The following is a 13,064-nucleotide window of genomic DNA, read 5'->3' as shown; positions in this document are numbered from 1 at the left end:
GACACGGGGGCCATCAACGCACCTGGCCCCCGCTGACCTCACATCAACCGCCGATGAGCACGGGGCTCAGGCACACTCCCAATAGCCCGGGGCAATGCAGGTACACCGCATGGCGCCACCGTCGTAGGTACAGATCGTCCTCGCCCCCGGGTTGCAGGTCGAAGGCAGGTCCTCACAGCGGCCGATGTCCTGACGCTGCTCGTCCAGCCCCTGCGCGTCCACCGCCACATCGCTCTCGCCACCACCACAGCCAGACAGCAGAACCGCGGCCAGGACTCCTCGAAGAATGCCTCGCACGTGACCTCCAGGGCAGCTGGGATTGACGACACTGCATGGCAATCATATCACAATGACACCAATCATGACAGCCCAGCCCCGGAACGGACCCCGGCCAGCGCCGTCAAAGATTGACGGCGTCACCCAACAGCCGCGCCATGTCTTGCTTCAAGACCGCGACGCCCAGGCTCAGCGACTGGCGACAGCCCCACGCCGCCACAGCGGCTCGGCCGGCACACGCTCCAGGATTCCGGAGCCGAAGACCCGATCCAACTCCAGGTAGTCCATGTGCACGTAGCCGATGTGGCAACCACAGGTCGCCTTCGAGCACGGCCGGGGACGCAGGGCCTGGTCGAAGTCCGGCGCGTAGATGTTCCCGATCGCCTCGTCGATGAAGTGGCACCGCCGCGCCGTGCCCTCCCCGTCCACGGAGATGACCGACTCCCCTCCCCGGCACGCCTTCCCCAGGCTCGGGTGGCGCACGTTGTTCACCGGGAAGAGCGGATCCAACTGCGTGAAGCGCGCCACGTCCTCGGGCGTGTAGGGCTCCTCCTGCCCGTCCTTCACCGCGTTGATCCACAGGTACGTCTCGGCCGGCAGCTCGCGGCGCAGCGTCTCCGCCTCCTCGACGAAGCGCAGGAAGCCCACCACGCCCACGCTGTGCCGGACGCCCAGCGACACCAACGTCTCACACTGCTTCAGGAAGCGCGGCCGCTTCGTCCACTCCGGGTGATACGTCGCCCAGATGCCCAGCTTCTCCGCGCGGCAGTCCTTCACCCAGTCCAGCCGGCACGACAGGTTCGTCTGCGCCGCCACCCGCTCCACGTGCGGCAGATGCGTCAGCCGCGCCAGCGCCTGCTGATACCAGGGCCAGATGAGCGCCTCGCCCCACGGCGTGAAGAACACCGACACCGTGTCCTCGGTGCGCGCCTCCACCCACGCGATGAACCGCTCCAGATCCGCGCGGTCCTTCGCCAGCTCCTCGTCCGTGTGCTTCCACTTCCCGAAGGGGCAGTACTCGCAACCGTAGTTGCAGCTCGACAACGGCCCCCGATAGAGCACCGTGAGCTTCATCGCCAGGCGTACTCCGACGACAACGCGCGCACCCCATCCGAGTGCAGCCACGGCCCCAGCAAGTCCGAGCGCTCCACCCCCGCCGCCGTCAGCCGCAGCCCCGTGGCGTCCCTCCGCCCCAGGCCGTGCGTCTCCAGCTCCAACAGCTCCGGGAAGTCCTCGAAGACATCCGCGCCGAACCGCGCCCGGTACGCCGCCATGTCCACCCCTTCGGCGAGCAGCGACAACAACATGAACCTGCGCCGCCGCTCCGCCTCGTCCAACCGGAAGCCGTACCCCACCTCCCCGAAGGACTCCGCCGTCCGCGCGCTGTACGACGCGATGATGTTGCGCACCTCGCGCGAGCCCACCGCGTACTCGGACGAGTAGTGCACCGCCCCCGTGTACGAGCGCGCCCCGCACCCCAGCCCCACCATCCCGTCCTCCTGGCAGCGGTACACCGGTCCACCCGCGTCCGGCGCGTGCTTCGCGCGGAACATGCGCATCGACACCTGCGTGTACCCCTGCGACACGAGGAAGTCCCGGCCCGTGCGGTACAGCGACAGCCGCAGGTCATCCCACGCGCGCGCCTTCTTCCCCAGGAAGGTCAAGGGGCGCACGTACAGGGGATACAGGTAGATCTCCTCGGGCGAGAAGCGCAGGGTCTCCCGCAGCGAGAACAGGAAGCTCTCCGGCGTCTGCCCCTCCATCCCGTAGATGAGGTCCAGGTTCAGCGTCGGGAAGCCCGTCGAGCGGATGAGGTCCAGCGCCGACTCCACCTGCGCCGTCTTCTGCGGCCGCTTCACCGCGGCCACCTCCGCCTCGATGAAGCTCTGCACGCCCATGCTCACCCGGTCCGTGCCGCGCGAGCGCAGCACCCGCAGCTTCTCCGCGTCCACCGTCTCCGGCGACACCTCCACCGACACGGGGATGTTCCGCGGGTCCGCGCCCAGCACCTTCTCCGCCAGGTCGAACACCTTGTTCAGCCCCGCCACGTCCAGCAGCGTCGGCGTGCCTCCGCCCAGCGCCAGTCGGGCGAAGCTCGCCCGGCCCAGCGCGTCCTTCACCCGCCGCGTCTCCCGCTCCAGCGCGCCCAGGTACCCGTCCACCACGTCCTGCTTGGGGCCCGCCGCGGTGAAGAGGTTGCAGAACCCGCAGCGCATCTCGCAGAACGGGACGTGGAAATAGAGGAACAGCGCGTCGCGCCGCTCCTCGGCCCACACCGACTCCAACGAGAGGGGCGGCGTGAAGGGCCGATAGGCCGTCTTGTGCGGGTACCCATACAGGTACGCCACGTACGGCGACTCTCCCAACATCTGCTCCAGGCGCGTCATGGTGCTGGCTCTCACGGCAGGATGAACTCCGCGTAGGGCACCGTCCAGACGACGGGGTGACCCACGCGGTGACCGTTATAACCGTCCTCGCCGTACGCCGTGCCGTGGTCCGAACACACAATGCAGAAAGCCGTCCCCCGCCGCCGCAACGCGGCGAACAGGGGTGGGAGCTGACTGTCCACGTATTCCAGGGCTGCCGCGTGGGTCTCCCGGGAGTCCTCGCTCGCGCCCGGCAGGTAATGACGGTTGGGCTGGTGGAGCGCGGAGATGTTGATGAACAGGAAGATTCGCTGTTGCCTCGAGAGGGCGTCCAGGCGACGGACCGCCAGGGCCACCTGGTGCTCGGTCGAGCGGGGCTCGCGCACCCCCAGCTCCGGCGCCCAGTGGCTCTCCGCGAACAGGCCCGGCAGCACGTTGCCCAGCGGGTTGAGCTTGTTGAAGAAGCCCACGCCGCCGATGCACACCGTGTGGTAGCCGCGTCCGGAGAGCCCCGTCACCAGGTCCGGCGCGTCGAGCACGCAGGTGCCCTGCCCCGTCGTCTCGCTGCCCTCGAAGCGCATGGAGAACAGTCGCGGGTGGCGCCCCGGACGCGCGGGCGTGGGCAGGAAGCCGGCGAAGAAGGCGTGGTGCGCCGCGTAGGTGAAGCTCGCGGGCGAGTGCCGCTCCTCCCACTGTCCTCCGGGCAGCAGCGCGGCCAGGTTCGGGATGCGCCCCGAGGCGGCCAGCTGGGTGGCCACGTCGTGGCGCAGGGTGTCCAGCGTGAGCAAGAGCAGGTCGTGCGAGCCGACCACCTGATTCATGTCCATGTCGAGAGCACCCGCTCGAGGTCCTGCACGGCCGTGGAGACACGCTCCACGGTGAAGTCGGGCGGAGGCAGGGACGCGGGCCACTCGCGTCCGTGCGACACCCAGCACGTGGTGATGCCCAGCTGCCTGGCGCCGACGATGTCGCGCACCGGGTCGTCCCCCACGTGGAGCACCTCCGTGGGTGCCCGGTTCACGTGCTTCAGCGCCGCCTGGAAGATGGCCGGGTCGGGCTTCTCCACGCCCACCTCGCTGGAGAAGAACCCCTGTGGCACGCAGTGGTAGAGCCCGGCGTGGAGCAGCTTCATGCGCTGTGTGCCCGCGGCGCCATTGGACACCACCACCACGGGCTGACGGCCGGCCCGCGCGGCGAGCCACGCCACCAGCTCCGGGTCCGACGTCACCTGCCGCGCCAGCCCCACGTGGAACTCCGCGCGCAGGCCCTTCTCGGAGAGCCCCACCGGGAAGCGCTCGAGCAGGTCCTGGAAGAACGCCTGCCGGTCGCGCCCGCCCCGCTCGTCGAGCATGCGCAAGGTGGCCAGGTCGTCGGCGCGACGGTGCGCGGGGAAGACGTCCGGGAAGCGGGCCATGAAGTGCTCGAAGTAGCGCGTGAAGGCGCCGCCCCGGTCTATCAGCGTGTCGTCGACGTCGAAGAAGAGCGCCTTCGGACGCACCGGGCCATACTTCCCGAAGGCCCGGGGCTTGTTCATCCAGCGCTTGTCCGCGTACTGCCCGCCCTTCTTTCGCATCGCACCCTCCCGTGCCTCACGGCGCGGGTGAAGTCCAGCGGCTCAGCTGGCGACGTTCGACGAGCGGTCGTACGCCCGCAGCGCCTCGACGACCTCCTCGCGCGAGTCCGTGAGCAACAGGTGTCGCGCGTACTCGTGCCCCTGCGCGAGCTGCGCCAGCAGCGGGTACACCGGACGCGTGCGCGTCCAGAACTCGCGGCCCAGGAAGATCATCGGGCTGATGACGCCCACGCTGTTGTAGTGGTTCTGGCAGGCATCCTGGAAGACCTCCTGGATGGTGCCGGCGCTGCCGGGCGCGTACACGATGCCACCCTTCGCGATGGTGAGCAGGCCGTCCTCGCGCACGCTGTTGGCGAAGTACTTGGCGATGTGCGTGGCGAAGGGGTTGGGCGGCTCGTGGCCGTAGTGCCACGTGGGGATGCCCAGGCTGGAGCAGGCGAAGACGTCCTTGGGCCCGAGCGGGAACGCGCCTCGCACCTCGAAGGCCCGCGCCAGCCACTCGCGGTCCGTATAGCTGGGGGCCTTGGCGAGAATCGCGAGCGCCGCGTCGAGCGCCGCCTCCGTGCGCGTGGCGAACCAGGCGCCCACGTGCGTGGCCTCCATCGCGCCGGGGCCGCCGCCGCTCACCAGAAAGAAGCCCGCGCGCGTCAGCTCCCGGGACAGCGTGGCCACCTCGCGATAGTCAGGCATGCCGCGCTTCATCGAGTGTCCGCCCATGATGGCCACCACCTTCCGCGCCGGCCCCTCCCTGAGGAGCAGGCCCTCCATCGCGTTCGTGACCGCGTGGTCATGCAGGCGCTGCGCGAGCGTCTCCAGCAGCGTCGGCGGAGTGCCCCGGCCGTGCGATTCCCAGTGCCGGTAGATGCGCGCGTCGAGCGTGTCCTCGTACGTCTCCGGGCGCGTCAGGTCGAACCCCGCGTACAGCTCCTCGGGGGTGTAGAGGGTGCCCCGGTACGGCTGATAGGGCACTCCAGAGATGGGCGGGAAGACGAGCGCGCCATGGGCGAGCGCCGCCTGGAGCGCGTCCTTCTCCAGCTCGCAGCCCAGGAACACCGTGCCCGCCAGCGGCGCCGTGCTCAGCTCGGGCGTGTAGCGCCTCAGGTCCAACCCCTGGATGACGACGTTGGCGAGGCTGTGTCCCTCGCGAAGGTGCCGCTCGAAGGCCTCGGGAGTCTCTAGCTCGATCACCCCGGGAGGATTCCATGCCTCGCGGCCATCTTGAAGGCTAGAAGAGGACCACCATGGTGCCCTTGGGCATCCGCTCGTACAGCGTGGTGATGTCACCCGGGTGGAACACGACGCAGCCCCAGGACAGCCGCCCGCCGCTCTCTTCCAGGGACCACTCCCCCGACCAGCCGTGGAAACCGATGCCGCTGCCCAACCGGGTGCTCGCGTCCGTCGCCTCACGCGCCGTCCACGCGCGGGCAATCTTCTCGCGCGCCTTCTCCGTGAGCCACCCGTGCTTCACGCCCCGGCTCGCGTCCCACGGGTTCGGGTAGTTCACCCGCAGCCAGTGGCCCCCGTAATAGGCCGAGTACGGCCCGGTGATGTTCCCGCGCACCGTCTGCACGATGAAGTACATGCCCACGGGCGTGCGGTTGTCGCCTCGCTCCTGCTTGGGCCCCTCGCCCTGGCCGAACCCCACCTCCACCCGCGCCTGCTCGACCCCTCGCGCGTACAACCGGAGCTGGTTTTGCGCATGCGAGATGAGCACCAGCACGGGCTCGTCCAAGGGCTGCGGCAGGCGCGCCCGCTCGCGCGTGAAGCGCCGGGCCTCCGCCGGAGACAGCTTCCGGTCCGTGTGCAACACCACCGAGGCCTTCGGTCCGACGCGTCCGAGTTCCCGCCCGCGTGACACCCCGTCTCCGGGACGCAGTGTCACCGACGTCAGCCCCGAGTACACGGCGCGCACGCGCAGGAGCTCATGGTTCTCGTGATACAGATGTTCCAGGGTGACACTTTCGCCCGCGGCCTCCACCACGCGGCCTCGCGCCAGGGCACGCGCCTGGGCGCCCGGCTTCGTGCCGCCCAGGTCCGTCCACGCCTCGAACCCGTCCGCGAGAGCGTGGGCCGGACGCAGCCAGGCCTCGAAGACATCCGGAGCCTCGGCGAGGGCGCGCGGGCCGACCAGGGCCACCACGAGGCACGACAGGAGCCAGCCATGACGGAGCACGAATCGAGGCACGTGCCCTGGACACTCGGGCCGCGCCGACGGTTCCGTCAACCCCCTCCTCAGCGCCGGGCCTCCAGCGCGCGCAAGGCCGCCTGGGCCTGGAGCAGCTCCGGGTGGGCATTCGCCGCGGCGGCGTCCTGCGCGGCCAGTCGCAGCTGTCGCGCGGCCTCCTCGCGCTCTCCCAGCCGCAGGTGGGCGCGCCCCAGGGCACAGCGCAAGAGCGACTTCAGCTTCCGGTCTCCCAGCATCCCCGCGAGCTGGAGTCCCCGGACGGCGTCCTCCTTCGCCAGCTCCGGCGCGTCCGCCTGGCTGTGCAAGAGCGCGAGGCCATGGTGCGTGTACGCCATGCCGCCCCGGTCCCCCGTGCGAGCCTTCGAGTCCAGTGCGAGCTGGAAGTAGTGCACCGCGCGCTCACGGTCCCCCGAGCGCGCGTAGGCATCCCCCAGGTTGAACAGCGCCGTGGAGTGCTCCCACGTGTCCCCCGAGCGGTCCGTCCAGCGCAGCACCGCCGCGTACTCCACCGTGGCCTGCTCCGGACGCCCCTGCCGCATCAGCAGCATCCCCATGGCGCGGTGCAGGGACGCCTCCGCGCTCGCCCGGCCCACGCCCTCCTGGCCCGGCACCTGGAGCAGCCGGGCGCGCGCGCTCCCCAGCCGCGCCTCCGCCTCGGTGAAGCGGCCCAACCAGCACAGCGCGAGCGCGGACAGCGCGTCCAACGAAGCGCCGGCGACGAGCGCCGCCTCGGACGCCTCCTCCACGACGCCCAGCTCGCCCAGCGCCACCACCTCCTCGTGGCGCTCCAGCGACAACACCACCGAGACCAGCTTGCTCAAGCACTGGAGCCGCTCGGCCGTCCCCCCATTTCCCCCCACCTCGTCGAGGGACAGGGCGATGCGCCACGCGGACTCCGCCTCCACGCGCTCCCCGGCCAGCCGGTGGGCATCCCCCATCCGCTCCCACAACACCCGTCCCCACTGGCGCGCGGACTCCAACGACAACCGCGAGGACACCTCCAGCGCGAAGCGGTACACCTCCAGCGCGGCGGCAGGCTCCAGCGCGGCCAGGTTCCACCCGGCGACCTCCAGCAGGTGCGGCAGCGCGCGCTCCGGCCGCTTCGCCGCCAGCCAGTGACGCGCCACCTCCGCGCACGTGCGCCGACGCGTCTCCTCGGAGAGGGCCTCGTAGGCTTCCGCCACGCGCGCGTGGAGCGCCACCCGCTCCGCTTCCGTGAACGTCGCCTCCAGCCCTGGCGCCCGCGCCGCGCTCGCGTAGCGCCCTCCCGCGACGGGCGTGAGCCACCCCCCCGACTCCAGCCCCGAGAGCGACGCGAAGCCCCCCACGAGCGCGCCCAGCACCGCCCGGGGGAAGCAGGGTCCCAACACCGCGCTCACCCGCAGCGCCTCGCGCCGCGCGTCCGACAACGCCAGGAACCGGTCGGACACCACCTGGTCCGCCGTCGCGGGCAGCGGCTCCAACGGGGACTCCTCGTGGAGCGCGAGCGCCTGCAACAACTGGCGCGGATGTCCGGCCCCCACGCGCAGCAGGGCTTCCCGGGGCAGGCCCGGAGCCAGGCGCGTGGCGACCAGCGCCGCGGCCTCGCGCGCGCTCAGCGGTCCCACCTCCAGCACCTCCGCCGGGGCTGGCACGGACGCCTCCGTGCGCTCCAGCACGAGCACCAGCACCGGCGCATGCGCCAACCGCGTCACCAGCACCTCGAGCATCGCCCGGCTGAGACCATCCGCGTGCTGCCAGTCCTCCAGGACGAGGACGCGCGGGGTCCGATGCGGCAGCAGCGCATGGCAGAGCGCGTCGAGCAACGCGATGCTCTCGGCGGCGAGGCTCGCGGGCACGCCCCGCCACTCCCGCCCCTCCAGCCACCGCGCCACCCGCTCCGCCTCGGCGCTCGACATGCGCCCCACCCCCGCCACCGGCCGCAGTGAGCGCGTGGCGTCCAGCAGGTCCAGCAGCGGCCCCGCCGGAGTCCCCGGAAGGGCCCGCCCACTGCCCTCCCAGACGTCGAAGCGGTGCGTGGAAAGCGACTCCACCAGCGCGTCCTTCAGCCTGGACTTGCCGATGCCCTCTTCTCCCACCAACCAGACGGCCCGTCCCAGCCCTCGTCGAGCCTCCTCGGCGCACCACTTCAGTCGCTCCAGGTGCGCCACCCGCCCCACCAGCGGCGGCCGACAGGAGCCGAGCCCCCAGCGGCGCACCCCACCCGCCAGGGGCGCGAGCAGGAGCGCACGCGGGCACGTGGAGAGACCCGGGGAAAGTCGTGTCCCACAGGCCAGGCACACGCCCGACGACGCGGTCATGAGCACCTCCAGAGCCCGAACCTCTAACGCCACCCGCCCTTCAGGCGCCTCGCGCCCGGGGGCTGTGCGTCTGTATTGAATTCGCCTGTGGACCTGCCCTCCAGGCCACCGCACGCACGCACGCCCCCGCTGGATGTATGCGCATCCCCTCACGGCCCGCGCTGGCTCGCCACCAATGCCAGACATTTCCAACACCATCGCCCAGACCCACACCCCGAGTATGCGCGCTGCGTTTCCTGCCCAGCAGGCAGGCTCGACGAGAACTGTTGAATACGAAATAAAATGAGGCGATGGTTGTCCTCCGCTGCAACGCGGCGAACCCCCGCCGTGACCTTGGAGAAGCCCCGCAACTGAAATCAATCGCCGGCCCGTCGTGAGACGTCGCCGGACACACTCCCCGTCTGTCTGTTTTTGAATCCCCCAGAGGTATCCACATGAAGCAGTCTCTTCTGCTGGCCGGAGCGTTGCTCGGCCTTGGCGCCACCGCGTGCGGTCCCCAGGACTACAATGAGCTGGGTGAGGCCCCCTCGGGCGAGGAGGCCACCGCGTTCGCGACGTCCGTCTCCGCCGCCGCGCTGACCGCCTCCAACTGCACGCAGCTCACCGCCACCTCCGTCATCGCCAAGGGCAACGACGGCAACGTGCCGGCCAACACGATGGATGACCGGCTCGACACGCGCTGGAGCATGCTCGGCAAGGGCGCGTGGATCGACTACGACCTGGGCTCCGTCAAGTCGGTCTCCGGCGTCACCGTGGCCTGGCACGAGGGTAACACCCGCGCCAACACCTTCACGGTGTCGGTGTCGCCGGATGGCTACACGTACACGCAGGTCTACAGCGGCACGAGCGCGCTGCAGACGGCCGCGCAGACGTACTCCTTCGGCACCACGTCGGCGCGCCGGGTGCGCATCACCGTCATGGGCAACACCGTGAACGACTGGGCGTCCATCGCGGAGGCCCGCGCCTGCGGCAGCACCGTGACGTCCCCGCCGCCGACGCAGCCGCCCACCACCGGCAACAGCGTGGTGTGGGTGGGTGACTTCGAGACGGGAGACCGCACCCAATGGACGCGCGCGCAGATGGTGAGCGCGGACCGGCTGGCGCTGGTGTCCTCGCCCAAGCGTCAGGGTGGCTACGCGCTCAAGGCCACGGTGCGGAAGGGCGATGACCCCATCAACTCCAGCGGCAACCGCAACGAGCTGGTGCGGATGACGATGGAGCCGTCGGGCTCCGAGTACTACTACCGCTGGAGCACGATGTTCGACTCCACGTTCCCCAACGTGAACACGTGGCAGCTGTTCACCCAGTGGCACCAGGAGAGCGACACGGTGGGCGGCTCGCCGCCGGTGGAGTTCTACGTCTACGGCAATGAAGTGCGCCTGAACATCGGCGGCAACCCGGGCACCATCGTCTGGCGGGCGCCATTGGTGCGCGCCAAGTGGATGGACTTCATCTTCCACGTGCGCTGGTCGGCGGACGCGAAGGTGGGCTTCGTGGAGCTGTACGTGGACGGCAAGCTGGTGCTGCCCAAGCGCTACATCGCGACGCAGTACAAGAACCAGGTGAACTACCTGAAGATCGGCCTGTACCGGAACGACACCATCTCCCCCACCGGCATCGTCTACCACGATGGCTGGGTGATGGCCCGGAAGCTCGAGGACGTGCTGAACCCCACGGCCATCATCAAGGCGCGGTAGTCCGGGGACGGCTGTAAGGCACCCCACACCGTTTCAAGCTCCGGGCCCCGGTCGCGTCCCCACGCGGCCCGGGCCCGGAGTAGTTTCGGGGCATGCCCAACAGCCTGCGGGTCGTCCATGTCCATGTCCACGTGAAGCCCGAGCACGTGGAAGCCTTCCGGGAAGCCACCCTGGCCAACGCGCGTGAGAGCGTGAAGGAGCCCGGGGTGGCGCGCTTCGATGTCATCCAGGACAGCGAGGACGCCACGCGCTTCGTGCTCGTGGAGGTGTACCGGAGCGCGGAGGCGCCCGCCGCGCACAAGGACACCGCGCACTACCTGCGCTGGCGCGACGCGGTGGCGCCGATGATGGCGGAGCCGCGCACCAGTCGGAAGTACGTGAACCTGTTCCCCGAGGACGCCGGGTGGTGACGGCGGGGCCCACGGTCTTCGAGTTCGCCACCGCCACGCGGATCCTCTTCGGGCCGGGCAGGTTGTCGGAGGCGCCCGCGCTGGTGCGTGGACTGGGCGCGGAGCGCGTGTTGCTCGTCACGGGGAGCAACCCCGAGCGTGCGCGCGGGCTTCAGACGGCGCTGGAGGCCCAGGGGCTGGTGGTGAGCACGTTCTCGGTGGAGGGCGAGCCCACGGTGGAGCTGGTGCGGCGTGGGCTGTCGGTGCTCGCGGAGGGGCGCTGTGACGCGGTGGTGGCGCTGGGAGGCGGCAGCGCGCTCGACGCGGGCAAGGCGCTCGCGGCGCTGGCGACGCAAGGGGGAGACCCGCTCGACTACCTGGAGGTCATCGGTCGGGGACAGCCGCTCACCCGGGCGTCCCTCCCCTTCGTGGCGATTCCCACCACCGCGGGCACGGGGTCGGAGGTCACTCGCAACGCGGTGTTGGGGTCCAAGGAGGCGCAGGTGAAGGCCAGCCTGCGAGGACCGCAGCTGCTGCCGCGCGTGGCGCTGGTGGACCCGGACCTGCTCATCGGCGCGCCGCCGTCGGTGCTCGCGTCCAGCGGCATGGATGCGCTCTCGCAGCTCATCGAGCCGTTTCTCTCCGCGCGCGCCAATCCGCTCACGGATGCGCTGGCCCGCGAGGGATTGCGCCGGTCCGCGCGCTCGCTGCGCCGGGCCGTGCTCTCGTCGGCGCCGGATGCGGAGATTCGCGAGGACCTGGCGCTGGCCAGCCTCTTCGGCGGGCTGTGTCTGGCCAATTCGGGGTTGGGGGCGGTGCATGGCTTCGCGGCGCCGCTTGGAGGCATGTTCGATGCGCCGCATGGGGCGGTCTGCGCGGCCCTGCTGTCCGCGGTGCTCGAGACCAACCTGCGTGCGTTGCGGGAGCGAGCCCCGGAGCACCCGGCGTTGCCGCGCTACCGGGAGCTGGCGACGCTGCTCACGGGCCGCGAGGGCGCGAGCGCCGAGGATGCCCTCGAATGGGTGGAGTCGCTGCGAGAAGCGCTGCGCATCCCTGGCCTTGCTCGTTATGGATTGACGCTGGAGCGCGTGCCGGAGTTGGTGATGAAGGCGAGAGCCGCGAGCAGCATGAAGGCCAACCCGCTGCCCCTCACCGACGCGGAACTCACGCAGATCGCCACCCGTGCGCTGTAGCCCTCGTCCTTCACGAGGAACGCCATGGAAGACATCGAGACACCGGATGGAGCGATGAGTCCATGAGTGGACCCTGATGATGGACGCGCAAGTACACGCGAGGCTCCATCGCGAGGCGGAGCGCGGGCCGTGGAATACCGAGTGGAAGGAATGGCGGACGCGCACCCAAGGACGCGCGACGAAGGCCGAACACTTCGAGCAGGCCAGCCGGATGATTCAGCGCTACAAGCTCTTCGGACTGCCCATGACCTACTGGCAGAGCTGGAGCCTGCCTCCATCCCCTCCCTCTCCATGACCTACTACGAGGTACAGAGCAGCCCGGCGCCCCATTGGAGCGGCGCCCTCAGAGCCAACAGGCGCTGGTCGCTCCCCGGCATCGAGGACTGCCCGGGATGCCACGCGACATGGAGCGGCGTGCTCGAGTATCCAGCCGTAGACCTCTCGGAACTCCCCGAGGCCCACGAGTTGGAGGAGGCCCGCCCCGAGCACTGGCCCGAATACTCGCGCCTCCTCGAGCTGGTGCGCCCGTACAGCCCACCTGGCGCGCACCTCGAGCCGGGAACCGGATTCGGGCCACTCGTGGGCTCCGCGCGGGGAAAGTGGGGCCCGGTCACGCTCGTGGACATCGCCTCTCTGCTTGTCCGAGAGGATGCCCTCCGCACCCTGTCCGGACTCAACCTCACCTACGTCTGGCCACAGCTCCGAAGTTCCCCGTCTCCGCGCATCGCGGAGGTTCATCTCGCCCCCCTCGGTCGGCTCGCGCCCGAATGCACACAGTCGGGCCGGGAAACACCTTGTGCGGTGTGTGGACGGAACGGAGGCTTGCTCCCCCAACACTACTGGCTCGACGCAGCCTCAATCCCAGCCGATACGGATGCCTTCCGGCTCATGGATGCGGCAACCTTGGTCATCGTGAGCGGGCGGATGGCAGACCGCATCAACGACCTGGGGGATAGCGACGTCACGCTGACTCCCATCGGAACATCCAGACCTCCGAACTTCCAGACTCCCAAATCTCTGAACCCCAATGGAGTAGGCATCGTCATCCGGCGCGCCCCTTCAGACGTATAGCCTTCAGCCCCGCG

General features: G+C 70.1%; 12 protein-coding genes and 1 pseudogene. 5 read left to right on the top strand and 8 right to left on the bottom strand.

The genetic code is table 11. The annotated features are described in order from the left end of the window. Nucleotides 1-66: 66 nt before the first annotated feature. From LXT21_RS26460 to LXT21_RS26425, 8 genes are all read right to left on the bottom strand, one after another. Complete coding sequence (locus LXT21_RS26460; RefSeq protein ID WP_254040976.1) at nt 67-297, bottom strand: hypothetical protein; 231 nt, start codon at nt 295-297, stop codon at nt 67-69. Nucleotides 298-465: 168 nt separating this feature from the next. Further along, nucleotides 466-1,350: an STM4011 family radical SAM protein gene (locus tag LXT21_RS26455; RefSeq protein WP_254040975.1), complete on the bottom strand. Its 885-nt coding sequence runs from the start codon at nt 1,348-1,350 to the stop codon at nt 466-468. Beyond that, the gene (locus LXT21_RS26450; protein ID WP_254041195.1) at nt 1,347-2,663 is read right to left on the bottom strand and encodes an STM4012 family radical SAM protein; all 1,317 of its coding nucleotides are present in this window, start codon (nt 2,661-2,663) and stop codon (nt 1,347-1,349) included. Before LXT21_RS26450 ends, LXT21_RS26455 begins: the two co-directional genes overlap by 4 nt. 11 nt (nt 2,664-2,674) lie before the next feature. Then, nucleotides 2,675-3,469 carry an STM4013/SEN3800 family hydrolase gene (locus LXT21_RS26445; RefSeq protein WP_254040974.1) on the bottom strand — a complete coding sequence of 265 codons (795 nt, stop codon included), beginning with the start codon at nt 3,467-3,469 and terminating at the stop codon, nt 2,675-2,677. Continuing rightward, on the bottom strand, nt 3,460-4,215 hold the full coding sequence (locus LXT21_RS26440; protein WP_254040973.1) for an HAD family hydrolase: 756 nt from the start codon (nt 4,213-4,215) through the stop codon (nt 3,460-3,462). The genes LXT21_RS26445 and LXT21_RS26440 overlap by 10 nt, the downstream gene beginning before the upstream one ends. Before the next feature lie 42 nt (nt 4,216-4,257). Further along, nucleotides 4,258-5,403 carry an LOG family protein gene (locus LXT21_RS26435; protein WP_254040972.1) on the bottom strand — a complete coding sequence of 382 codons (1,146 nt, stop codon included), beginning with the start codon at nt 5,401-5,403 and terminating at the stop codon, nt 4,258-4,260. A 37-nt stretch (nt 5,404-5,440) separates the two neighbouring features. Beyond that, the gene (locus LXT21_RS45465; RefSeq protein WP_254040971.1) at nt 5,441-6,400 is read right to left on the bottom strand and encodes a L,D-transpeptidase family protein; all 960 of its coding nucleotides are present in this window, start codon (nt 6,398-6,400) and stop codon (nt 5,441-5,443) included. Between the two features lie 47 nt (nt 6,401-6,447). After that, on the bottom strand, nt 6,448-8,700 hold the full coding sequence (locus LXT21_RS26425; RefSeq protein WP_254040970.1) for an AAA family ATPase: 2,253 nt from the start codon (nt 8,698-8,700) through the stop codon (nt 6,448-6,450). Between the two features lie 434 nt (nt 8,701-9,134). Between LXT21_RS26425 and LXT21_RS26420 the strand changes: the two genes are divergently transcribed. From LXT21_RS26420 to sitI6, 5 genes and pseudogenes are all read left to right on the top strand, one after another. After that, entirely contained in the window at nt 9,135-10,397 is a 1,263-nt protein-coding gene (locus LXT21_RS26420) for a heparin lyase I family protein (RefSeq protein WP_254040969.1), read from the top strand. Nucleotides 10,398-10,489: 92 nt separating this feature from the next. After that, complete coding sequence (locus LXT21_RS26415) at nt 10,490-10,807, top strand: putative quinol monooxygenase (protein ID WP_254040968.1); 318 nt, start codon at nt 10,490-10,492, stop codon at nt 10,805-10,807. After that, nucleotides 10,804-11,979 carry an iron-containing alcohol dehydrogenase gene (locus LXT21_RS26410; protein ID WP_407667032.1) on the top strand — a complete coding sequence of 392 codons (1,176 nt, stop codon included), beginning with the start codon at nt 10,804-10,806 and terminating at the stop codon, nt 11,977-11,979. Before LXT21_RS26415 ends, LXT21_RS26410 begins: the two co-directional genes overlap by 4 nt. A 58-nt stretch (nt 11,980-12,037) precedes the next feature. Beyond that, a pseudogene (locus tag LXT21_RS26405) lies at nt 12,038-12,274 on the top strand (DUF2380 domain-containing protein); the annotation flags it as partial. Beyond that, complete coding sequence (sitI6, locus tag LXT21_RS45675) at nt 12,271-13,050, top strand: SitI6 family double-CXXCG motif immunity protein (protein WP_407667031.1); 780 nt, start codon at nt 12,271-12,273, stop codon at nt 13,048-13,050. The pseudogene LXT21_RS26405 and the gene sitI6, both read left to right, overlap by 4 nt. Nucleotides 13,051-13,064: the final 14 nt, after the last annotated feature.

Source organism: Myxococcus guangdongensis (assembly GCF_024198255.1).
Taxonomy (GTDB): Bacteria; Myxococcota; Myxococcia; order Myxococcales; family Myxococcaceae; genus Myxococcus; species Myxococcus guangdongensis.
Note: the sequence above shows the minus strand (reverse complement) of the source record. Positions and strands in the feature narration are given on the sequence as shown.

Excerpts from the sequence above, each read along its gene's own strand:
- LXT21_RS26455 (WP_254040975.1), bottom strand. The coding sequence starts at position 1,350 with ATGAAGCTCACGGTGCTCTATCGGGGGCCGTTGTCGAGCTGCAACTAC.
- LXT21_RS26450 (WP_254041195.1), bottom strand. The coding sequence starts at position 2,663 with ATGACGCGCCTGGAGCAGATGTTGGGAGAGTCGCCGTACGTGGCGTAC.
- LXT21_RS26445 (WP_254040974.1), bottom strand. The coding sequence starts at position 3,469 with ATGGACATGAATCAGGTGGTCGGCTCGCACGACCTGCTCTTGCTCACG.
- LXT21_RS26440 (WP_254040973.1), bottom strand. The coding sequence starts at position 4,215 with ATGCGAAAGAAGGGCGGGCAGTACGCGGACAAGCGCTGGATGAACAAG.
- LXT21_RS26425 (WP_254040970.1), bottom strand. The coding sequence starts at position 8,700 with ATGACCGCGTCGTCGGGCGTGTGCCTGGCCTGTGGGACACGACTTTCC.
- LXT21_RS26420 (WP_254040969.1), top strand. The coding sequence starts at position 9,135 with ATGAAGCAGTCTCTTCTGCTGGCCGGAGCGTTGCTCGGCCTTGGCGCC.
- LXT21_RS26415 (WP_254040968.1), top strand. The coding sequence starts at position 10,490 with ATGCCCAACAGCCTGCGGGTCGTCCATGTCCATGTCCACGTGAAGCCC.
- sitI6 (WP_407667031.1), top strand. The coding sequence starts at position 12,271 with ATGACCTACTACGAGGTACAGAGCAGCCCGGCGCCCCATTGGAGCGGC.